Source organism: Thermoanaerobacterium sp. R66 (genome assembly GCF_028895185.1).
Lineage (GTDB): Bacteria > Bacillota > Thermoanaerobacteria > Thermoanaerobacterales > Thermoanaerobacteraceae > Thermoanaerobacterium.
In genome coordinates this window covers 708,953-732,775 of the sequence record NZ_JAEUWW010000001.1, presented here as the reverse complement: position 1 = coordinate 732,775, position 23,823 = coordinate 708,953, and the positions used below count along the sequence as shown (strand labels likewise).

Below are 23,823 nucleotides of genomic sequence, written 5' to 3'. Positions count from 1 at the left end.
AACTTTATGTACACCCAATTATACGAAATAGTTATTTCGTATAATTGGGTTTTGATTTGAAAAAATTATTTTGCGATGCTAATCTGATGCTTTTTTATTTCATCAGTGGCCAATTTATCACATCTATTATTGTATTCATTATCAGCATGGCCTTTAACTTTGATCCACTTAATTTGATGTATAGATGATAAGTCTAATAATTTAAGCCATAGATCTTTGTTTTCCACAGGGGTCTTATCAGACTTAATCCAGCCTTTCTTTAACCAATTGTCTATCCATTTTTGATTGAATGCGTTTATTAAATAACTGCTATCGCTATATAAATTTACCTTGCAAGGCCTTTTTAGCATTTTTAAGGCTTCTATAGCGGCTGTCAATTCCATTCTGTTATTAGTGGTATTTTCTTCGTAGCCTGATATTTCTTTTACTGTATCTTTATAAATCAAAATTGCTCCCCAGCCACCTGGACCAGGATTGCCACTACAAGCACCATCAGTATATATAATAACCTCAGGAATACTCATCATTGTTTGTTTCCCTTTACTTTTTCAAAAGATGAAATTACAGCTTCAAAAACTGCACTCCTTAATCCGTACTTTTCCAAAGTCCTGACACCTTGTATTGTAGTTCCAGCCGGTGATGTAACCATATCTTTCAAATAGCCAGGATGAAAACCCGTCTTTAAAACCATACTACCAGAACCTGAAACAGCTTTTGAAGACAATTTGTAGGCTACATCTCTTGGCAACCCCAACGATACACCTGCGTCAGATAAAGCTTCAACAAACATGTACACGTAAGCTGGGCTACAGCTTGATATTGCCATTGCCGCATCTATTAAATTTTCTTTTATCTCAACTATCTCCCCGCAAGATTTGAATATTTTCTCAACTATTTCTTTATCACGAGAAGACATATCTTCAGGATAAGATATAGCTGTAATACCTTCCCCAATCAAAGCCGGTGTATTAGGAATCGTACGCACTATTTTTCCTTTCTGTAAAATGCTCTTCACGTGATCGATACTAATTCCAGGAGCAATTATAATAATAATTTTATTTTCATCTACATCATTTTTTATTTCTTCCAATATGCTATCATATAAATTTGGCTTTACTGCTAGAATAATAACATCACACTCATTTGTCACATCGACATTGCTTTTAGATATGTTTATGCTTAATTCATCCTTTAATTTTAAAAGTTTGTCATATGAAACATCATAAGCATATATATCATTCGCAGTGACAAAATCAGAATTTATTAAGCCGTTAATTAAAGCTGTCCCCATATTGCCGGTTCCTATAAATCCAATTTTCATAAGCATATACCTCCAATATTTAAAAACAGTATTAGCTATTCTAATACTGTTTTTGCGTTTTCTTACATTATTGCTGCTTTTCATCCTTCTCAGTCGTTGTAAAAATTACTGGCTTTAAAGGCGTTATTGTAGAAACAGCGTGTTTGTATATAAGCTGCTGTTGTTTATTATCTGTTTCCAAAACAACCGTAAAATTGTCAAAACCTTTAACCATGCCTTTTAATTGAAAGCCATTAATCAGATAAACTGTTACAGCAATATGTTCTTTTCTTACCTGATTTAAAAAAATATCCTGTAAATTGATAGCTGTTTTTTGATTCATATAGCCATCCCCCTTCTATTGTTGTTAATAATTATTTATATTCTACTTAAATTTTAATTTTCCTGCTAAAAAAGAAATAATATTTTTTTCAAGATCTTCAAAGCTACTATAATCATCAACATAAAACCAATTTATGGTTTTATAACTTTTAAACCATGTTATCTGTCTTTTTGCATACCTCCTTGTCTTCATTTTTAGATCAGCAATTGCTTCTTCTAATGAAACTTTTCCCTCCAAATATTCTATAATTTCTTTATACCCTAAAGCCTGCATAGACGTACCATACTTATTATACCCTATTTTTAGCAAATTTACCACTTCATCTATTAAATTATTTTTTATCATTGTATCTACTCTATCGTCAATTTTTTTATACAAAGTTTCTCTATTTCTGTAATTTAAGCCTACCATTACGGCATTGTAGTCTGGATTGACGCGTTTATTGCTTAATTCCTGATAAACAGAAATTGGTATTCCGGTAAATTGGTAAACCTCTAAAGCTCTAATGACTCTTCTTAAATCATTTGGATGAAGTTTAGAGTAAGTTTTAGGGTCAACCATCTTTAATCTTTCAAATAAATATTCATTGCCCAAAACAGATGCTATATTTTTTAGGACAGATCTAAAATCATCATTGCCAATATACTCTGAAAAATTCATTATGTAAATCAATGAATTCACATATAAACCTGTACCGCCTACAACAATTGGTAGCTTTCCTCTCTTAAAAATATCATCTATCAATGGTTTAGCCATTTTCTCGTATTCAGCGACACTAAATTTAACGTTTGGTTCAACTATATCTATCATATAATGTGGTATACCTTGTCTTTCTTCATCTGTTACTTTAGCAGTTCCAATATTCATATATTTATATATCTGCATCGAATCAGCAGATATTATTTCACCATTATAAAATTTAGCAATTTCTATAGATAATCTTGACTTTCCTGAAGCAGTTGGTCCTACGATTATTAATAATGGTATTGCCATTGAAACACCTCTTACATGATCCTTTTAAACATTTTTTCTAATTCATATTTTTTTATCGATACTATTACCGGCCGCCCATGTGGACACGTATAGGGATTTTCAGTAACTTTTAAATCATTAAATAAGGAGGTAATCTCCTCTTTTGATAAACTGTCCATTGCTTTAACTGCCTTTTTGCAAGCCATCATTATTATTGTTTCCTCTTTTAAATTAATGTCTTTGTTAAAATCATCTCTTTTCAATTTATCAATTATGTCAATGAATAGTTGTCTTGATTCTGGCTGACCTAATACAACCGGCACTTCTCTTAATATAATTGAATTATTTCCAAAACTTTCAAATTTATAACCCAATTTATTAAATAATTCTATGTTCTCATTAATTATAACATCATCACCAGGTTCAATATTTATCAGAATGGGGATAGTTGTCTGTTTTCCCTGAACATTATTATACATGTTCATAAACTTTTCATACAATATCCTTTCATGCGCAGCGTGTTGATCTACTAAGTATATCACGTCGTCTTTTTCTACAATTATATAAGTTGAAAAAATCACACCAACGATTTTATAATCATCACGTTTATCAGGCAATGTATTAAAATTTTCTATGTGCGTATTTTCGATTTCTTTGTTGAAAGCATTGACATCATTGTAATCAAAATAAGCCTTTTCGCTGCTTTCCTTTACGTTGGATGCTAAACTTTTGTTATTTGGATAGACTTCTAATATTTTATTAGTTGACTCTTCTTCTATCATATTAAGCTGTTTCGGATTAGATTTTTCTTCTACTTTATTTTCTGTGATATCTGGATATGTAAACATATCATGTCTAATAGTTGGAATAAGATTTGATCTATTTAAAGCATTTTTTATACTTTTGTATATAGAGTCAAAAATTTCCTTTTCGTCTGAAAATTTAACTTCTAATTTTGTTGGATGAACATTTACGTCTATATTTTTAGGATCAATATTTAAATACGTAATCACAACAGGATATCTATTTACTGGAATCAATGTTTTATATGCTTCTTCAACAGCAGTTGTATAGATTTTGTTTTTTACAAACCTTCCATTGACAAATAAAATTTGCATGTTTCGATTTCCTCTTGTATATGAAGGCTTACATAAAAATATTTTTATATTCATATATTCATCATTGTATTCAGTCTCTATCAAATTTGAATACAATTCGTCACCATAAAGCCTTAAAATGACCTCATTGACAGAATTATTTCCAGACGTCATAAATTCCATTCTTTTATCTTTTATGTATTTAAATGATATGTCCGGCCTTGAAAGGGCAATTTTAGCTACCATATCTGTTATATACATTGCCTCTGTAGATGGTCGCTTCAAAAACTTTCTCCTTGCTGGTGTATTGTAAAACACATCTTTTACTTCAACGCTACAGCCCTTCTCGCATCCGCACTTAACTTTTTTTAAAATTTTTCCACCTTCAACATTAATCAAAGTTCCATACAAGGAATTTTCTTCCTTAGTCTTTAACAAAACTTTTGATATAGCCGCAATACTTGCTAATGCTTCACCGCGAAACCCTAATGTCCCTATGTTAAAAAGATCATCTGTTGATTTTATCTTGCTTGTAGCATGACGCCCAAAAGCTAAAACAGCATCAATTTCATTCATACCGCAACCATCATCTAAAACCTTTATGTAAGGTATTCCACCATCTATTATTTCAATTGTAATGTTCTTACTATCTGCGTCTATTGAATTTTCTACAAGTTCTTTAACTATAGACATTGGTCTTTCAACAACTTCACCAGCAGAAATTTTATTTATCAACTCATCATCTAAAAGGTTGATTTTATTCATTGAGATCACATCCTTAATGAAAGGGCTTTTTTCTTTAAATCGTATAAATAATTTAAAGCTTGTATAGGTGTAATATTTTCTATATCTAAGTCAACTATTTCTTCTATCAACGTTTCTTTTTCTAAGCTGAATATATCAATCTGAGTAGGCGTAAATGTAGTGGCCACTTCTAAGTCGCTATTCTCTAAATTATTCAATATTTTTTTCGCATTTTGAATAAGTTCATCCGGCAGTCCAGCTAATTTTGCAACCTGAATGCCATAGCTTTTATCTGCCGCACCAGGTATTATCTTTCGCAAAAAAATTATTTCATCATCTGTTTCTTCAACAGAGATATTATAATTTTTAATTCCATCTAGCTTGTCTTCTAAATTAGTTAATTCATGATAATGTGTTGCAAACATGGTTTTTGCCTTTATTTTGTCATGAATGTATTCAAGAATAGCAAATGCTATGCTCATGCCGTCATAAGTGCTTGTACCACGTCCAACTTCATCAAGTATAATTAAACTGTTTTTTGTGGCAGAATTTAATATTATTGATACCTCATTCATTTCCACCATAAAAGTACTTTGCCCGGAAAACAAATCATCAGAAGCACCTACTCTTGTAAAAATCCTATCGACAACACCTATTTCAGCATAAGATGCAGGAACAAAGCTGCCAATTTGAGCCATCAAAACAATCAATGCAACTTGCCTCATGTAAGTAGATTTTCCGGCCATATTTGGCCCTGTTATAATCATGATAGGTTTTTTGCCATCAATTTCGATATCATTTGATATAAAAGAGTCATCCATAATCGTTTCAATGACTGGGTGTCTTCCATCTTTTATTACAATCCTGTCACTGCTATTTACCACAGGCTTAACATAATTATTTGTTTCTGCCACTGTCGCCAGAGAAACGAGAACATCTAAAATAGCTATATATCTGGACGTCATCTGTATTCGATATATCTCATTTTTTATCTGCTCTCTTATACGGTCAAATATTTCATACTCCATCTCTACAAGCTTAGTTTCTGCACCAAGAATTTTTTCTTCTATTTCTTTAAGTTCTGGAGTAATATACCTCTCAGCATTAGCAAGTGTCTGCTTTCTAATATAATTTTCGGGAACAGATGAAATATATGATTTTGATACTTCAATATAGTAACCAAATACTTTATTATAACCAATTTTTAATGTTTTTATGCCGGTTTTTTCTTTCTCATATGCTTCAAGGTTTGCTATCCATGATTTACCGTCTATCGATGCTCTTCTTAATTCATCAATATTTTTATCAAAACCATCTTTTATGATATTTCCTTCCTTAACATTAGAAGATGGATCATCTTTAATTGATTTATCGATTAAATCATGTATATCTTGCAATGTATCTAACTTACTAAATATCTCTTTTAAATAATTAGAATTGTACTTATCAAGCAATTGTTTTAACTTAGGAAGCCTTTCAATTGAGATCTTTATAGATAAAAGATCTTTTGCATTTATATTTTGATAAACTAATTTGCTGGAAAGCCTTTCTAAATCATAAATCCCCTTTAAAATATCTCTAATATCCAATCGCCCTTTATAATCATTGTATAATTCCGAAACAGAATCCAATCGATAATTGATTTTTTCTACATCTATTAAGGGTTCTTCTAACCATCTTTTAAGTAATCTTCCCCCCATAGGTGTAACAGTTTGATCTAATACACTGAGTAAAGTTCCACTTTTAGAATGATCTCTATTTATTGAATATATGATTTCTAAGTTTCTTATTGTGTTATTATCAAGCAACATGAAAGAATTGTCTTCATAATAAGTTAAATTGTTTAATTGGTTTAATTCAACCTTCTGCATTTCTTTTAAGTACAAAAGAACAGATGCTAAAGATTTTATTGCATATTTTTTCCTCTCTAATTTTAAATCTTTCAGTGACTTGTTAAATTGAGTTATTATTACATCTTCTGCATTATTTAATACTTTATCATATTTGTTTATAAAAACTTTACTTGAATTTAAAATTTTCACTAATCTTTTTAATTCAAAAAAATCATTATTGGCTATTATTTCAGAAGGACTGTATCTCATTATTTCGTCGTATATTTTTCTTATATCGTTACACTTTGTAATTTGTGTCACAAATAATTCTCCTGTCAACACATCAACAAAAGACAATCCATAGCCGTCTCCTTCTTTAAATATAGATAAAAGGTAATTATTGCTTTTCTCCTCTAATGAATTTGTGTTTATTACAGTACCTGGAGTAAAAACTCGTATGACATCTCTTTCTACCAATCCTTTGGCATAAGCAGGATCCTCCAACTGTTCACAAATTGCTACTTTATATCCTTTTTTGACTAGTTTATCTATATAAAAATCTGCGGCATGAAACGGCACTCCAGCCATTGGTGCTCTTTCTTCTTGTCCACAATCTTTACCTGTCAAAACTATTTCCAATTCTTTTGATGCAATTACTGCATCATCAAAAAACATTTCATAAAAATCACCGATCCGAAAAAATAAAATCGAATCTTTGTACTTCTCTTTTATTTTTAAATATTGTTCCATCATAGGAGTATACGGCATTAAAACTACCTCCAATTTTATGGATAAGTCAAAACTCAATTTGCACAATGCCTATGACAATTCCCACAAGAATCTTTATCACACTTATGGTCTATACCATTTATATAAAAATTCAATATACTGTTTATCTCAGTCATTAACTCTTTAGAAGCTTTCTGTGCATTTATCAGTCTCTTATAACTATCTAATTCAAATAATTCTTCTTTAAGATAGTTCAACTCGACGCCTTGTTTCCCATTTTTTTCATACTTTTTCAACTTTGAAAGAAGTAATTGTGCTTCTTTATCATTTAAAAATGCAATCTCTGCATCCCTTAATTCGCTGATAACGTCAGAATCCGCCAAACTTTTTCCTAATTCTATTGCTTTTTCAATGATAATATTTTTATTATATTTATTCACTTATTAACTCACCTTGCATAGTCCAAGCCTTTGTTTCAATTATTTTAACATCGACAAATTTACCTATTAAGTTAGGTTCTCCTTTGAAATGGACAATCTTATTTGTCCTCGTTCTCCCAGTAAGCTTATCACTGTCTCGTTTGCTGGTTCCCTCAACTAACACTTCTACAATCTTTCCATTCATCTCATTGTTTTTTTCTATACTTATTGAGTTTTGCAGTTTTATCAGTTCTTCAAGTCTCTTATGCTTAATATCTTCATCTACTTGATCAGGCATCTTTTCTGCTACTGTACCCTTTCGCTTTGAGTAAATAAATGTATACGCAGAATCATATTTGACTTTTTTTACAAGATCTAATGTATCTTGAAAGTCTTCATCTGTTTCTCCCGGGAAGCCTACTATAATATCTGTTGTTATTGCAATATCCGGTATATTATTTCTTAGTTTCTCTATTATTTCTAAATACCTTTCTCTCGTATACTTTCTATTCATTTTCTCAAGAATTCTATTGCTTCCAGACTGTACAGGCAAATGCAAATGCTCGCATACTTTGTCCAAATCCCTCATGGCAAAAATTAATTTGTCAGAAATATCTTTGGGATGTGAAGTCATAAACCTGATTCTCTCAATGCCATTTATGTTGTTTATCATATACAAAAGATCGGCAAAATCCACCTTTTGCGATAAATCATTGCCATAAGAATTTACATTTTGGCCAAGCAATGTTATTTCTTTAAATCCATCATCGGCTAAAGACTTTATTTCATCTATTATATCTTTCGGTTCTCTGCTTCTTTCTCTTCCACGCACATACGGCACAATACAATACGTGCAGAAATTATTGCATCCATATATGATATTTACCCATGCCTTTAAACCTTCTGCGCGCCTTATAGGAATATCTTCTACAATATTGCTATTATCATCCCAAATATCTATAACTGTTGTATCGGAATTTAGTGCTTCCTGTAAAAGTTCTGGGAACTTAAACAAATTATGCGTCCCAAAAACCATATCAATATATGGATAATCCTTTCTAATTGCCTCTACAACTTCTTTTTCCTGCATCATACATCCGCAAATGCCTAAAATAATGTTTGGTTTTCTTTGTTTAAGCTCTTTAAGCTGAGATACTCTTCCAAAAATTCTTATTTCCGCATGTTGTCTGACACAGCAAGTATTAAAAAGTATGACATCAGCATCCTCTAAATTATCAGTATGTTGGTATCCCATTTCTGTTAACATGCCGGCTAATTTTTCTGAATCATGGACGTTCATCTGACATCCATATGTTTCTATGTGAAATTTCAAATATTTATCTTTATTTAAAATAGCCATTTGATTTATTATATCTTTTTGTTTTTTTATGTCTTCTTCTGCAACTATAATCTCTTTTCTTTCACTCATCAGATGCATACCTCCGCAAAATAAAATCTATTGTAAATGCTTATATTTGTATTTATCTATAAAGACTTACACTAATTCAAATAATATTATACTATAAGAACAATGCAAAATTAAGCTCGATTTCACTTAGAAATTTTTTTGTAAAAAAAAGTTTTTATTGGAGCAAAATTATATTTGTAAGGAAAAATGATTTGTTCTGTGCTTCCCACAAAGAGGATTCCATCTGAACTCAAGCTAGAATAAAATTTTTTATAAATTTCTTCTTTAGCCTTATCATTAAAATATATTAATACATTTCTACATACAATCAAATCTACGCTATCTGGATATTTATCAAGTAACAAATTGTGCTTTTTAAACACAATATTTTTTCTCAACTCTTCAGAAATAACAAAATTATTTTCATCTAATTTAGTAAAATATTTCATATATTCTTCTGGAATTTTTTCAATACTTTTATTGTTATAAATCCCCTTTTTTGCTTTCTCAAGCACTACATCATCAATATCAGTAGCAATGATGTTGATTTCTCTTAAATCTATAAAATCTGATAGCAACATAGCAAGGCTATATGCTTCTTCACCTGTAGAACAAGCAGCACTCCAAATCTTCATGTTCTTTTTGATAATTTTAGGTAATATTTCGTTTTTTAAAATCATCCATTGTTCTAAATTTCTAAAAAACTCTGTCACATTTATCGTAATATATTTCAAAAACTCTCTGTAAATTTTCGTATCCTTAGTTAGTATCTCATAAAAAACATCGTAATTTTTACAATTGTTATTTGCAATAAACGAATCGACTCTTCTCTTCATTTGTTTTTCTTTATAAAGAGATAAATCTATACCGGTTAAATTAAATATTTTCTGCAAAAACTCGTCATAATTCAAATCAAGTACACCTCCAAGTGTCTAACCATGATAAAAAAAGTGGCTAAACTTAGCCACTCAAATGATGTAAAGGGGGTCTCAATGTATTTTGTGAGGTTCATTAATATTATTAACACATAAATTGTCAAATATACATAAAATAATTTTTTTGCAAATTACAAATTTACAACTTTGACAGGTTGTTCAAAAACCCCTCTTTTTACTTCAGTAGCAGTCATATTCTTCGCCTTCAACATCTTGGTTAAATAATTACATGCATTCCACGGATTTACATTATCTCCACACGTAAACACATCAACAGCTGCATACCCTAATTCCGGCCAAGTATGAATTGTTATATGTGATTCAGAAATAACAACGACTCCACTAACGCCCTGGGGGCTAAATTTATGGAAAGCAACTTCACGGACTTCGGCACCTGCTTCTATAGCTGCTTTTACCATTATGTCTTCTATTAATTCACAATCATCAAGAACATTTTCATCGCAACCATAAATCTCTGCCAGTATGTGGCGACCCAAAGCATTCATTCTTTTATCTTGCCTCCTCGCATTTTAAAAGTATAGATATTCAATAAGATAAATTTTATCAGATTTTTGTCTTTTGTCAAGGTATTTTACATAACACCTATGAATAATTATTTATGTTTTGTATTCTATCCTTTATTGTTACATTTAATTCTTCTCTTTCTAAGTCATAAGATTCACTGTTTTTTTCAACTTCCTTCAAGCTTAACTTTTTCTTTTCTGAGTCAAAGCTAATTATTTCGACTGTAATTTCGTCCCCTATTTTATACTCTTTGACATTTTTTATTAAATCATTTTTGTGCGCTAACCCCTCTAACCCTTCGGAAATCTCTACAAAAGCACCAAATGTAGTCACATTTGTTATAATACCCAATATAATATCTCCAACTTTAAACTTCTCATTAATATTCACCCACGGATCTGGAAAAAGCTTTTTCAAACTTAGCGTTATTTTTTCTTGATCTATTTTATCAACATAAACATCTACTCTATCGCCAATATGCAATACATCATTTATATTCACATTTTTACTCCAAGAAATTTCTCTTAATGGAATCAAACCATCAATACCACCTAAATCAACAAAGACACCAAATTTTGCAATTGATCTTACTACGCCGTTGATAACTTGCCCTTCTCGTATGTTCTTTAGCAAAGTTTCTTTCTTTTTGCTTTTTTCTTCTTCTAAAACGATTCTCCTTGATGCAACTAATTTTTTGCTTGGAATATAATCAATGATTTTTACTTCAATTTTTTCTCCTAAATATGAGTTTAAATCATCCACATAATGCATATCAAGTTGTGATGCTGGTATAAATGCTTTAACTCCTAATACTTCGGCAACAACACCCCCTTTTACTACTTCAATTATTTTTCCATTTAATATATCTCCATTTTTAAATGATGTATTTAATCTTTCTTCAGCTAATTCGGTGTCTGCTTTTACCTTTGAAGCTAAAACATCACCATTTTCATCTTCTCTTTTTATTATATATAGATCGATTTCATCTCCTACATTAAAATCATCGCTTATTTTTATGTTTGGATTAAGTGACAATTGCGATTTAGGAACAAATGCATCAGATTTATATCCGATATCCGCTATAATTCCATCGTTAAGTATTTTAATGATTTTACCTTTTACTATATCACCGGCATGGATCTCATTAAAAGTGTATTCATTCATAAAATCATCCATTTTTATTCTTCCTTTCTTCCACTAGTAATCTTATCAATGACTTCCTGTATTAAATAATCTGGAGTAGATGCACCAGCAGTAATGCCGACTGTTTTAACGTCTTTTAGAGTAATCAAATCAATTTCATCAGCACTCTCAACTTGTACAGTTTTATCACAATTCTTTTCACATATTTTTTTTAATTTTTGCGTATTAGAGCTATTCTTTCCACCTATGACGATCATCATATCTACTTCTTTAGATATTTTTTCAGCAGATGATTGCCTTTTATTGGTAGCGTCGCATATTGTATTATATGATATTAATTCTTTGACTTTAAGATGCAACAAAGCCAAGATATCTTCCCACATTTTTTGTGTTATAGTTGTCTGCGCAACAACACAGGCTTTATCTAAAAAAGGCAATGAATTTACATCATCAGTTGATTGGATAACATAAGCTGAATTATTACACCATCCATTTACACCTATAACTTCCGGATGATTTCTATCCCCTATTATAACAATAGAATATCCTTTCTTATAGTATCCATTGACTATTTTTTGGACTCTTTTTACAAAAGGACAAGTCATATCGATTATTTCTACTTTTTTCTTTTTTAATTCATCATAAATTTTTTCAGGTATACCATGTGTCCTAATAAGTATCTTGCTATTTTCATCTAATTCATCGATGTGTTCTATAGTCTTAATTCCTTTGTCTTCAAGGTCTTTTACAACTTGCGGGTTATGAATAAGCTCTCCATATGAATAGGTCTTAGAATCATCACTATTATTCACTTGATCATAGGCCATCTTGACTGCCCTTTTTACCCCAAAACAAAATCCCGCGTTGTCAGCTATCAATATTTTCATTGTTTCCTCCTAAATTAACTTTGAAATTTCCAGCATAATCTTTTCACCAATATTTGCCATATCTTGAGATGTTAAATGTACATTTTGATACTCTTCAAAATAAATAGGTTTACCGATCTTTATTGTCACTTTTGAAAAAAGTTTATAATTTGACTTTATCCCGACCGGTAAGACAGGTGCTTTCCCTTTTACCGATAAAAGCGATACACCAGGCTCGGCTTTTTGCAATTGGCCAGTTTTGCTTCTGGTTCCTTCTGGGAAAATACCAATAGCATGTCCTTTTTTTAAATGATTTAAAGCAATTTTTATAGCGGTTAAATCTGATGTGCCTCTTTTCACCGGAAAAGCGCCTAATCCTTTGCTTAATATGAATCTAAATAAAGGATTTTTGAAAAGCTCGGCCTTTGCCATAAAAAAAATTCTTCTGGTAAAAATGGCGCCAACAATTGGTGGATCTAAAAAGCTTATATGATTAGGGCATATAATCACAGGACCATTAGCAGGAATATTTTCGTAGCCATCTACCTCTATTCTAAAAATTATATTTATAATAAAAAGAACGATGTATTTGGCTATATAATAAAACATGAGATACCCCCTTTACCCATTAGCTATAATATTGTACATTTTGTTTACTACTTCATCAATACTCATGTTTGTAGTGTCAATAACAATAGAATCATCAGCCTTTTTTAATGGTGCAACATCTCTTTCAGTATCATTCTTATCTCTTTTTTGTATATCATTTAATATATCATCATACTTAACAGGTATTTTCTTGCTTGTCAATTCATTGTATCTACGCATTGCCCTAATTTCAGGACTGGCAGTCAAAAAGAATTTAAATTGTGCATCCGGCATTACAACTGTCGCTATATCTCTGCCGTCCATTACGACGCTACCCTTATCTGATAGCCTTTTTTGCAGCTTTACCATTACTTCTCTTACCTCTGGTATCATTGAAATATATGATACTTTTTCAGAAATAGATGGTGTCCTAATTTCGCTTGTAACATCCATACCATCTAACAATACCTTATCGTTTTTCAACTCAATATCAATATTGGAAGCCAATTCTACTATTTTATTTTTATCTTCTATGTTGATATTTTCAATTACCGCTTTATACGTCAAAGCTCTATACATAGCCCCTGTATCGATGTAAGTAAAGTTTAGTTTTTTTGCCAGTTCCTTAGCAACTGTACTTTTTCCTGCACCAGCCGGGCCGTCAATTGCAACCTTAATATTTAATAAGTCCAATCGCAACAATTTAGCATTTTTCATGTATATGTGCTTAACTTCTTTATCATCTTCACAATTAATAAACACTACGACTCTGATACATTTCTCAAGACTTTTCTTTACGTTCATTTCTTGAAAACACATCATTGGAATATTCGAAATTCCATTATGTCTTAATGCTTCTGCAGGATAAGCCGCATCAATGTCCTTTGTAGCAGTAAAAAATATAGATATAACATCACTGGTTTTTATTTTATTGATGCGGAAAATTTCGTCAATTAAAGAAATTGTGTCATGAAAAATTGCTTCTTTAGTATTTTCAGTTGTTATTGCTCCTCTAATGGCTTTTATAAGACATCAATCTCCTTTCCGTTTTTCTTTCTTTATAAATTATATAGTAAAAATCGTGTTATAACAATATCATCTCAATCTCACTCTGCCAATGACTTCTATATCGCCGTTGACTTTTATGACTGCTGTCTTCTGTGGTTCTATTACATTGTCGCTTGAATCAATTACTTTAACATATAGTGCTTGATTGTAGTTTGTCCCATCCATTTCAATGAGATCGCCTTGTTTTATGTTGATTTTTAATTTTTTCTCCTTAAAGCTGTACTTTGGATCTCCATTTATCAATATAAAAGCCTTTGGTGCCTTATCCAAATTAATTAATTCCAATTCCAATGTTCCATCATTTGATAGATATGTGTTTATGTTTATACCTTCTATCTTTTCTGTAGAATTTAAAAAAACCCTAATGTTATCATTTAACATTAATACTTGGGTCACTACCATAGTTAAAAAGCCCAATATGACAAAAAAGGCTATCATATTGTCAAAGCTCAAATAATATACGCGCGCTGATTTTTTGACTCTTTTTCCCATAATAATCCTCCTTATGCATTCTTATATATTTTATGCAAAATATATAAGAAAATGCAAAGAAGGTTTATTTTCAGGAATTTATTCCTGCTAAATAACCAGTAGAAAAAGAAATTTGTAGGTTGAAACCGCCAGTCAATGCATCTACATCAATTATTTCACCGGCAAAAAAAAGTCCTTTAATAAGCCGCGATTCCATCGTCTTAGGATTTATTTCTTTAGTGCTTACTCCTCCAGAAGTAATTATGGCCTCATTTATAGATCGCTTAGATTTTATGCGAAATGCGAGATCCTTTATAACATTTACTAAAGCACCTCGTTCCGCTTTTGATAATTCTGAAACTCTTTTATCAGGATTTAAAGAGCTTACCCTTATCACATAAGGTATCAATGAACGTGGAAGCAAATCATTCAAAGAATTCTTCAACTCTTTTTTAGAATATTTTTTAAAATCTCTTTGAAGCCTTTCATCCAGCTTCTCATGATTTAAAGCAGGCTTTAAATCAATTTTTATTACAACATCTCCATCTTCAACAGTTTTAAAAAAGCTGCTTAGTGTCAATATTACAGGACCTGATAATCCAAAATGTGTAAACAGCATTTCACCAAATTCTTCTCTAACTAATTTGCCATTTATACACAATTTGGCATTAATATTTTTAAGTGTTAATCCCATCATTTCACTGACATCTTCGAAGGTTACAAGAGGGACTAATGCTGGATGTGGCTCTACTATTTTGTGGCCCAATTTTTTTGCCATATCATACCCATCTCCAGTTGAGCCTGTAGAAGGATAAGATTTTCCGCCAGATGCCAGTATTAAACTGTCGCAAAATTCTTTTTTGCCATTAACAATTATTCCTTTGACGCATTTACCATCAATCAGTATATCAGTAACTTTGCTATTGAATCTAATTTCAATATGATTTTCTTTAATGAGCCTTAAAAGGACATCCAGTACATCAATTGCTTTATCTGAAACAGGAAATACTCTTCCTCCTCTTTCAACTTTAGTCATTAAACCATTCTTGTTAAAAAAATCAATTAAATCAGCATTAGAAAAGCCATTTAAAGCACTATAAAGGAATTTGCCATTTGTTGGCGTATTTTCAATAATTTCTTTTATTGAAGCTGAATTTGTTATATTACATCTGCCTTTTCCTGTTATCATGAGTTTCTTCCCTGGTCTATCATTTTTTTCAAAAATTACAACTTCATTGCCTTTTAGAGAACTCATTATGGCAGCCATCATTCCTGAAGGGCCACAGCCAATTACAAAGACTTTTTTCAATTATTATCGCTCCCTTAAATGACATGTATCGTTCAGCAGAACTAAAACGCAATTTCCATCATCTTTTACATCTATTATATTTAATGCTGTATTGTCTTGTCTTATTTTAGGATAAAAACTTAAATCCAAATTTAGCATACCTAAAATTAAAGCTTTGATTGTTGTTCCATGTGACACGATTAGTATATTTTTATTTTTATATTGTTCTATGATTTTATTCGTGGCATTCAATATCCTATCTTGCACAGCTTTTAACGTCTCAGCGCCTTCAATTTTAGCTTCTGGCGGATTAGTTTTCCACGTATGATACAATTCCTTATATGATTTTTCTATCTCATCTACCGTAAGCCCTTCCCAAACACCGAACGATATCTCTCTAAGCTCTGGCAATTTTATAACATCTAAGTTAAAGTTTTTTGCAATAAAAGTTGCTGTTTTATATGCTCTGTCTAAATCACTGGAAAAAATCACATCTATTATTTCATTTTTTAATCTTTGAGACAACAAGTAAGCTTGCTTCATTCCTTCATCAGAAAGTTGAGTATCACTTGCACCTTGAATTTTTTTTTGCCTATTCCATAACGTTTCACCATGCCGTACGATAAACAATCTAGTAGACATCAATAAACCTCCTGCAAATCAATTAAGGCCTTATTAGACTCTTATAGAATTAAATATTCTTCGACAAATATATTCCGTATTCATTCCAAATATTTTCTAATTTTTCAAATGTATCTGTTATCTTATCTTTCTCTCTAATACCGACAGAAACGATCAGTGCATTTATAAGACTCAATGGGGCAACTAATGAATCAACAAATGATGCCATATTACTCTTGGCCAAAAGTATTTCATCGGCAATTTCAGTAAGCGGTGATATAAGACTGTCTGTAATGGCAACTATTTTTGCATTTTGAGATTTAGCATATTTCATAACTTCCAATGTCCTTTTTGAATACCTTGGAAATCCTATACCAATTACTAAGTCCTCTGAATTTACTCTAAGCATTTGTTCAAAAACATCAGATATGCCGGGTTTTACTAATATTACATTCTCAAGTATCAAATTCAGATAAAAACCTAAATACTCGGCAATGGCAGTAGAACTTCTAAAACCGATTATGTATATTCTCTTTGCCTTAAAGATATTATCAACCACTTCCTTGAATGAATTTTTATCTATTTCTTCTTTTGTGGCTTTGATATTTTCTATATCAGATTTTAACACATTGTTCAAAATAGAAACTTCATCTGTTTCATCTGTCATTTCAAGCCTTTGAACAGTAGTAAGTTTGTTTTTTATTAATTCTTGTAAAGCACTTTGAAGCTCAGGATAGCCATCATAACCTAAAGTATTTGCAAATCTAACTACAGTAGATTCACTTATATTTATGCTATTGCCCAATTTTGCTGCAGTCATAAAGGCAGCTTTATCATAATGGTTTATTATATATTCTGCTATAATTTTTTGGCTTTTGCTTAACTGTGCATAATTATCTTGAATCCTTTTAATTATATCAGCATTTTTATCCATAGTTTATACCCTTTCTATGTTTGATTTTAAATTAGTACCACATATAAAGTATTCTATACGTAAACAAAAAATCCTGCAATCGATGAATAAAAAATGCCAATAAATTTAATGATAAATTTCTTGCTTCAAAAAATTCAGATAGACATATCCCAATTTTTTAAATTACCAATGAAGCTATACATAGTTAAGTCGAGTTGTATTGGAGTTATAGAGATAAAACCGTTTTTAACAGCGATTATATCACTATCTTCGTCATTGGCATTTTCTAAAACTTTTCCTGCCAGCCAATAATAATCCATACCTCGTGGATCGATTCTTTTTGTAAAATTCTCAGTATAATTTCGATGACCTAATTTTGTAATTTTTATACCCTTAAATTCACCACTTACATTCGGTATGTTTACATTTAATAAACAGTTCTTTGGCAAACCGTTTTGTACAACATTATCTATAAGTTTTTTTATATAAAGCATCGCTTTGTCTGATAATTTTGTCCCGGCTTCCAGCGATATGGCAATCGAAGGATAACCATTAATTGCGCCTTCCATTGCAGCCGAAACTGTCCCAGAATACAAAACATCTGTACCCAAATTGAAACCATTATTAATACCAGAAATTATAATATCTGGCTTTTTGTCCATAACCACATCTATTCCCAGTTTCACACAGTCTGACGGAGTTCCATTTGCATAAAAAATTTTAAGGCTATCATCATCTTTAATTTTATTAATCCTCAAAGGTTTATGCATTGTTATGGCATGTCCCACGGCACTTCTTTCTCTATCAGGTGCAACGACAACAACATTATAATAATCTTTTAAAAAAACAGCCAATTGGTTTATGCCATCAGAAAAAACGCCATCATCGTTTGTCAGCAAAACATTCATACGCATCCTCCTACTATATTATTACATTCATGTACTGAATAATTAATATGATTTTAATATAAAATTAATATATAAGCAAGGAGTGATAATGTGATACAGATTGATGACGCTGGAAGTGGAAGCTTAATCGGTGGGACATGTATTGGTGTTATGAGAGTCGAAACTAATGAATACCATTATGATATAATACCTCTTACATACTATACGGAGTATAACTTTAGCAAAAAATTGTATTTGCATAAAGCCGCTGAAATTTCAATCGGTTTTTTAGACCAAATGAAAGTAGACAAAAATGAGGAAATACATGTCTGCAGAGGTTATATGTTTGACTATTTGAGAGAATATCTAAAAACTAATGGTTATAATTACAAAAGCACAAAAATATTGAATCCACTTCAGGATCGAATAGAGAATACTTTTGAAAACTATGCATTATCTCTTGGTCTTTCAAAGAGATTTCTCAGTTATACAAAATATCCTTTTCATTTTCACAGATTATTAAAGTGGGTTTATGCTGACTATGATAATAGGCGTAAATTGTGTAAAACTGGCTGGAAAAGCTTTATAAAGTATGGATCATTACGGTTTGACGAGTCATACTCAGAAATAACTAAAAATAAAAATATTTTTTGCCTTAAATGTGGTGAAAAAATTGATAATGGTCCAGTAAAGATAATCAAATTTAAAAGCAATTTTTTAAACGTTATTTATGTACATGTAAAATGTTGAGATACCATACTTTGGTACCTCAACATTTTTATATTTTACCAGCAGTGATGTGGTATACAAATTTGTTGACCTGGATATATTAAGTTTGGATTTGGTATCTGTGGATTAGCTCTTATTAAACAGTCTAATGGAATACCATACATATTAGCTATAGTCCACATTGAATCTCCAGGCCTTACTATATACATTTCTCTGCAATGTCTCTCTGGCGGGCAATATGCTGGTATACAAATTTGTTGTCCCGGATATATTAAATTTGGATTTGGTATCTGTGGATTAGCTCTTATTAAGCAGTCTAATGGTATGCCAAACATATTCGCTATGGTCCACATTGAATCTCCAGGCCTTACTGTATATGTCGTTCTACAATGTCCAGGGTAATATTGTGGATCAGACATTGTTAAAACCCCCTTTCATTTTTCTATTACATGTTATGTTTATTTTTAAATTGTGTTACACAACTATTTTTAAGATAAAAAAACTATAGGCTTTATACCTATAGTTTTTTTGTTTATATTGGGTGAACCCTCTCTTCGATATTCAATAATGTTGAATCAATTTTGTATTTTTTAGCTTGCCTATACTCAAAAAACCTTCTTGCTACTTGAGGAAATAATGCATATGATAAAACATCTTCATCTTGCTCTATAAATTCCTTTATCTCATTTTTAAATTCATCCAATTGAGGACTTAGTAAATCTGCTGGCCTATTTGAGATTATTTCTTCATCGCCAATTATTTTCTCTCGTATAGAATCTGAAATTGGAGCTGGTGGCATCCCGTATAAACCTTTGACATAATCTTTAATTTCTTTAGGAACTATTTTATATCTTTCTCCTGTAATAACATTTAAAACAGCCTGAGTTCCAACCATTTGACTCATTGGAGTAACAAGAGGAGGGTATCCTAAATCTTCTCGTACCCTTGGAACTTCTTTCAAGACATCCTGATATTTGTTTAATGCATTCTGCTGCTTTAGCTGTGAAACCAAATTCGATAACATTCCCCCTGGTATTTGGCTCTCTAATGCTTTAACATCAACAAACATAAGCAAAGACATATCGCTGTCATTTTTGTGATTTTGCTTAACCACATTAAAATACTGAGCTATCTCAGCAAGCAATTTTAAATCTAACCCTGTATCATATTCTGTATCTTTCAATGCAGCCACAATTGATTCTGTAGCTGGCTGTGATGTTCCTAAAGCAAGAGAAGAAATGGCTGTATCAACTCCGTCTACACCAGCTTCTATGGCTTTTAAATAAGTCATTGAAGCCAGTCCTGCTGTATAATGGCTATGCAGTTGAATCGGCGTGTAAAGTGCTCTTTTTAGAGATTTAATCAGATTGTATGCAGCATAAGGTGATAATATTCCAGACATATCCTTAATACATATGGAATCCACACCCATATCTTGAAGAGACTTTGCCACTTTCAAATAATGTTCTGTATTATGTACAGGACTAACTGTATATACAATAGCTGCCTGCACATGAGCACCTGCGCTTTTTGCAGATTTTATTGGCACTTCTAAATTTCTCACATCATTTAATGCATCAAAAACTCTTATTATATCTATACCATTTTCAACAGATTTTATTATAAATTCATTTACAACATCATCAGGATAGTGTTTATATCCAAGTAAATTTTGACCTCTTAACAACATTTGAAGAGGCGTCTTCTTAATCGCCTTCTTTAAAAGTCTTAATCTTTCCCATGGGTCTTCGTTCAAAAATCTCATACATGCATCAAATGTAGCACCGCCCCATGCTTCCAATGAGAAAAAGCCAACTTCATCTAATTTCTCTGCTATAGGAAGCATTTCATCAGTTGTCATCCTAGTTGCCAGCAATGATTGATGTGCATCTCTTAAAACAGTCTCCGTTATTTTTATCTTAGACATTAAAACTCCTCCTTTACTTAATATTATACTCTTGTTAAGTTAATATTTCTATAAAAAAATAAGACCAACTATTAAAAACTGGTCTTATTTTAAAATAAACTTATCATAAAAATGATAGAATAGACTCTCTAATCAATTTCGCAGCCAAAATCGACGTTATACCCGAATGGTCGTAATCAGGCGATACTTCAACCAAATCCATACCTACAACATTTAGATCCTTTAACATGTGTATTGCACTTAGCGCTTCTTTTGAGGTTATACCGCCGGGTTCAGGAGTACCTGTACCAGGTGCAAAAGCGGGATCTAAAACGTCTATGTCCCATGTGATGTATATAGGCTTTGATTTTATATTATCAAGTATTGATTTCAAGGGTTCAACAACATCATATAAGAACATATTGGTATTTTTGAATGCAAATACAAATTCCTCTTTAACACCTGAGCGTATGCCAAAATGATACATATTTTTTTTGTTTACAAATTCAGAGGCAATTCTTAAAACTGTAGCATGGGAATCTCTTTCTCCAAAAAATTCAGTTCTCAGATCTGTATGTGCGTCAAAGTGAAGCACAACTAACTCATTTCCGTACTTTTTAAAAACTTTTTCTAAGATTGGAGCACTTATTAAATGTTCACCACCCAAAAATATCGGCTTTTTCCCAGCATCTATAATATCTTTAGCAGCATCACCAATTATATTTAAACATTTTTCTACATTTCCATAAGGTAATATCAAATCACCATAATCATAATACTTTTTGTCTTTTAAACTTCTATCTAAATATACACTGTACTCTTCTAATCCTAAAGATGCCATCCTTATTGCCTGTGGTCCAAAGCGTGTTCCGGGTTTAAAGCTTACAGTATAATCCATAGGAGCACCTACAATCACAATTTCAGATTTATAATAATCATCGCTGCTCCCCAAAAATTTTCCACCGTTTGATAAATTGTCTTTTATTATCAAAAACTATGCCTCCTCAAAAATTTCTTTTACAAATTTCGGCAACACAAAGCTGGCTTTATGTAACTGTGGCGTATAATATTTTGTGTCAATATTAGGAATATTATTCACATCTACAGCTTCAGGATCATACTTCTTAGAACCCATTGTAAAAGTCCACAAATGCCCCGGATATGTCGGTATAGTACATATATATGGCTTTACTATTGGGTAAATATTTTTAAACATCTTACTTAATTTATTTATTAAGCTACCATAAATAAAAGGTGACTCTGTCTGTGCTACTATAATTCCGTCTTCCTTTAAGCACTCATACACAGATCTATAAAAATCCTCTGTGAATAACCCTACCGCAGGGCCTATAGGATCTGTCGAATCTACAATTACAACATCAAATTCATTCTTGTGCTCACTCACATATTTTATTCCATCGCCAATCATAATCTCTACTTTTTCATCATATAATCCACAGCTAATTGTAGGTAGATATTTTTTCGAATTTTCCACAACACGATCATCGATCTCTGCGAGAACAACTCTTTCCACTGAATCGTGCTTTAAAATTTCTTTTACGGCACCACCATCGCCACCACCTACTATTAAAACACTTTTAGGATTTTTGTGAGTAAAAAGTGGAACATGCACTATCATCTCGTGATATACAAACTCATCTTTCTCTGTCGTTTGCAAAATTCCATCAAGAATCAATACCCTACCATAAAATTCAGACTCTATTACGTCTAACTTTTGATATTGGGTATTTTCAGAATTCAATGTTCTATTTACTTTTAATGAATAACCTATAGAATCGTTGTGATGCTCAGTAAACCATAATTCCATTTTTCATTCCTCCCAAATCATTTTTTAAATAATTCTTCTATATCGACATATAGAATGTCTTCTAATCTTTCAAAATGATTTTTAATATAAAAATCATCAAATTTAGAATGTTTTATGCACGCTTTTTTGATTCCAAAATCATATACATTGTTTAAAGCAACCTTTAAAAGCATTGTTCCATAGCCTTTCATCTGATATTCAGGCAAAACAGCATGTCCTATTATATAAGCCATATCATCATACACTTTTATTGTTATAAAGCCAAAAGGCTTTTCATCTGTTGCTATCATATTAATACATTTGCTTAGATCTACTGAAAAAGGCAATTTAAAATAATCAGCAATTTCTTTTATATATTTTAAATCTTCTTCTGATGCAAACTTAATTTTAAACATAAACCATCTCTTCCTATAATTTTTTTAAATATTCTACTTCATCTTTAGATAGATAACGCCATTGTCCAGTTTTTAAATTTCCAATATCCAAATTGCCTATTTTTACTCTTTTTAACTTTAAGACAGGATGTCCAATTAGCTCACACATCTTTCTGATTTGCCTGTTTCGTCCCTCATGGATGACTATTCTTACGGTAGAATTACCATTTGTGACTTTTAATATATCTATCTCAGCTTTGGCAGTTTTATAATTATCAATGTAAAGTCCATTTCTAAACATATCCAACTTCATTTTGTCTGGCACACCTTTTATTTGCGCAATATATACCTTATTAATTTTATGCCTCGGGTGCATGAGTTTATTTGCCAAATCACCGTCATTCGTAAGCAAAAGCAGTCCTGAAGTGTCATAGTCCAATCGACCAATTGGATATATCCTATCATCAATATTAACTAAGTCTATAACTGAAGGTCTGTCAAATTGATCTTTAACCGTCGTAATATATCCTACAGGTTTATTTAGCATGATGTATATATTTTTATTGACTTTTGTGACTACTTTACCATTGTATTCAACAACGTCCTTATTTGGGTCAACTTTGACACCAAGCTCCCTAATAGTTTTACCATTAACTTTAACTTTTCCATCTAAAATCAACTGCTCACACTTTCTCCTGGACGCAATTCCGCACTCAGCCAGGTATTTTTGCAATCTTTCCATAACGTTTCACACCCACATTTATTATACACCCAACACAACGCATATAATATAACATTTTTTGATACAAAAGACAATACTTTAGGCAAGCTTTAGAC

26 protein-coding genes are annotated in these 23,823 nt (G+C 31.4%); 1 reads left to right on the top strand and 25 read right to left on the bottom strand.

All coding sequences use genetic code 11. The features are described from left to right. Positions 1-65 precede the first annotated feature (65 nt). From rnhA to surE, 19 genes are all read right to left on the bottom strand, one after another. The gene (gene rnhA, locus JJQ93_RS03570) at positions 66-527 is read right to left on the bottom strand and encodes a ribonuclease HI (protein WP_045408118.1); all 462 of its coding nucleotides are present in this window, start codon (positions 525-527) and stop codon (positions 66-68) included. Continuing rightward, positions 524-1,321, bottom strand: a complete 798-nt coding sequence (gene proC, locus JJQ93_RS03565; RefSeq protein WP_274892769.1) for a pyrroline-5-carboxylate reductase — start codon at positions 1,319-1,321, stop codon at positions 524-526. Before proC ends, rnhA begins: the two co-directional genes overlap by 4 nt. Positions 1,322-1,388: 67 nt before the next feature. After that, the gene (hfq, locus tag JJQ93_RS03560) at positions 1,389-1,643 is read right to left on the bottom strand and encodes an RNA chaperone Hfq (protein WP_013788022.1); all 255 of its coding nucleotides are present in this window, start codon (positions 1,641-1,643) and stop codon (positions 1,389-1,391) included. Between the two features lie 42 nt (positions 1,644-1,685). Next, positions 1,686-2,636 (bottom strand): tRNA (adenosine(37)-N6)-dimethylallyltransferase MiaA, encoded by a 951-nt coding sequence (miaA, locus tag JJQ93_RS03555; protein WP_274892768.1) that lies wholly within the window; start codon positions 2,634-2,636, stop codon positions 1,686-1,688. A gap of 11 nt (positions 2,637-2,647) precedes the next feature. Beyond that, entirely contained in the window at positions 2,648-4,477 is a 1,830-nt protein-coding gene (mutL, locus tag JJQ93_RS03550) for a DNA mismatch repair endonuclease MutL (protein ID WP_274892767.1), read from the bottom strand. A gap of 5 nt (positions 4,478-4,482) precedes the next feature. Further along, a complete protein-coding gene (gene mutS, locus JJQ93_RS03545) occupies positions 4,483-7,056 on the bottom strand; it encodes a DNA mismatch repair protein MutS (protein ID WP_274892766.1) in 2,574 nt (857 codons plus the stop codon). Between the two features lie 35 nt (positions 7,057-7,091). Beyond that, on the bottom strand, positions 7,092-7,457 hold the full coding sequence (locus JJQ93_RS03540) for a YlbF family regulator (RefSeq protein ID WP_274892765.1): 366 nt from the start codon (positions 7,455-7,457) through the stop codon (positions 7,092-7,094). Beyond that, entirely contained in the window at positions 7,450-8,865 is a 1,416-nt protein-coding gene (gene miaB / locus JJQ93_RS03535) for a tRNA (N6-isopentenyl adenosine(37)-C2)-methylthiotransferase MiaB (protein ID WP_274892764.1), read from the bottom strand. Before miaB ends, JJQ93_RS03540 begins: the two co-directional genes overlap by 8 nt. 122 nt (positions 8,866-8,987) lie before the next feature. Next, positions 8,988-9,755 (bottom strand): CheR family methyltransferase, encoded by a 768-nt coding sequence (locus JJQ93_RS03530; protein WP_274892763.1) that lies wholly within the window; start codon positions 9,753-9,755, stop codon positions 8,988-8,990. A 155-nt stretch (positions 9,756-9,910) separates the two neighbouring features. Continuing rightward, positions 9,911-10,285 (bottom strand): adenosylmethionine decarboxylase, encoded by a 375-nt coding sequence (gene speD, locus JJQ93_RS03525; RefSeq protein WP_013788015.1) that lies wholly within the window; start codon positions 10,283-10,285, stop codon positions 9,911-9,913. Positions 10,286-10,382: 97 nt separating this feature from the next. Beyond that, entirely contained in the window at positions 10,383-11,480 is a 1,098-nt protein-coding gene (locus JJQ93_RS03520; protein ID WP_274892762.1) for a 30S ribosomal protein S1, read from the bottom strand. 2 nt (positions 11,481-11,482) lie between these two features. Beyond that, entirely contained in the window at positions 11,483-12,334 is an 852-nt protein-coding gene (locus tag JJQ93_RS03515) for a 4-hydroxy-3-methylbut-2-enyl diphosphate reductase (RefSeq protein ID WP_085111911.1), read from the bottom strand. A gap of 9 nt (positions 12,335-12,343) precedes the next feature. Then, positions 12,344-12,922, bottom strand: a complete 579-nt coding sequence (locus JJQ93_RS03510) for a lysophospholipid acyltransferase family protein (RefSeq protein WP_085111910.1) — start codon at positions 12,920-12,922, stop codon at positions 12,344-12,346. A 12-nt stretch (positions 12,923-12,934) separates the two neighbouring features. Beyond that, on the bottom strand, positions 12,935-13,918 hold the full coding sequence (gene cmk / locus JJQ93_RS03505; protein ID WP_274894045.1) for a (d)CMP kinase: 984 nt from the start codon (positions 13,916-13,918) through the stop codon (positions 12,935-12,937). Positions 13,919-13,996: 78 nt separating this feature from the next. Further along, positions 13,997-14,461: a hypothetical protein gene (locus JJQ93_RS03500; RefSeq protein ID WP_085111908.1), complete on the bottom strand. Its 465-nt coding sequence runs from the start codon at positions 14,459-14,461 to the stop codon at positions 13,997-13,999. Between the two features lie 70 nt (positions 14,462-14,531). Further along, a complete protein-coding gene (locus JJQ93_RS03495) occupies positions 14,532-15,749 on the bottom strand; it encodes a BaiN/RdsA family NAD(P)/FAD-dependent oxidoreductase (RefSeq protein ID WP_085111907.1) in 1,218 nt (405 codons plus the stop codon). 3 nt (positions 15,750-15,752) lie between these two features. Further along, positions 15,753-16,370, bottom strand: coding sequence for a histidine phosphatase family protein (locus tag JJQ93_RS03490; protein WP_085111906.1), 618 nt, complete (start codon positions 16,368-16,370; stop codon positions 15,753-15,755). A gap of 49 nt (positions 16,371-16,419) precedes the next feature. Further along, positions 16,420-17,283 (bottom strand): MurR/RpiR family transcriptional regulator, encoded by an 864-nt coding sequence (locus JJQ93_RS03485; protein WP_013788007.1) that lies wholly within the window; start codon positions 17,281-17,283, stop codon positions 16,420-16,422. A gap of 134 nt (positions 17,284-17,417) precedes the next feature. Then, on the bottom strand, positions 17,418-18,170 hold the full coding sequence (gene surE / locus JJQ93_RS03480; protein WP_274892761.1) for a 5'/3'-nucleotidase SurE: 753 nt from the start codon (positions 18,168-18,170) through the stop codon (positions 17,418-17,420). Between the two features lie 90 nt (positions 18,171-18,260). Between surE and JJQ93_RS03475 the strand changes: the two genes are divergently transcribed. Further along, on the top strand, positions 18,261-18,899 hold the full coding sequence (locus JJQ93_RS03475; protein ID WP_274892759.1) for a hypothetical protein: 639 nt from the start codon (positions 18,261-18,263) through the stop codon (positions 18,897-18,899). A gap of 35 nt (positions 18,900-18,934) precedes the next feature. On the opposite strand, the gene safA is transcribed toward JJQ93_RS03475, so the two are convergent. The 6 genes from safA to JJQ93_RS03445 form a co-directional block, all read right to left on the bottom strand. Beyond that, positions 18,935-19,297: a SafA/ExsA family spore coat assembly protein gene (gene safA, locus JJQ93_RS03470; RefSeq protein WP_013788004.1), complete on the bottom strand. Its 363-nt coding sequence runs from the start codon at positions 19,295-19,297 to the stop codon at positions 18,935-18,937. 113 nt (positions 19,298-19,410) lie between these two features. Beyond that, on the bottom strand, positions 19,411-20,805 hold the full coding sequence (locus tag JJQ93_RS03465; protein WP_274892758.1) for an oxaloacetate decarboxylase subunit alpha: 1,395 nt from the start codon (positions 20,803-20,805) through the stop codon (positions 19,411-19,413). A 103-nt stretch (positions 20,806-20,908) separates the two neighbouring features. Next, positions 20,909-21,775, bottom strand: a complete 867-nt coding sequence (speB, locus tag JJQ93_RS03460) for an agmatinase (RefSeq protein WP_045408092.1) — start codon at positions 21,773-21,775, stop codon at positions 20,909-20,911. Between the two features lie 3 nt (positions 21,776-21,778). Then, complete coding sequence (gene speE, locus JJQ93_RS03455) at positions 21,779-22,612, bottom strand: polyamine aminopropyltransferase (protein ID WP_014758746.1); 834 nt, start codon at positions 22,610-22,612, stop codon at positions 21,779-21,781. A 17-nt stretch (positions 22,613-22,629) separates the two neighbouring features. Continuing rightward, on the bottom strand, positions 22,630-23,007 hold the full coding sequence (locus JJQ93_RS03450; protein ID WP_274892757.1) for a GNAT family N-acetyltransferase: 378 nt from the start codon (positions 23,005-23,007) through the stop codon (positions 22,630-22,632). A 13-nt stretch (positions 23,008-23,020) separates the two neighbouring features. After that, entirely contained in the window at positions 23,021-23,728 is a 708-nt protein-coding gene (locus tag JJQ93_RS03445) for a pseudouridine synthase (protein WP_085111902.1), read from the bottom strand. Between the last annotated feature and the right edge of the window lie 95 nt (positions 23,729-23,823).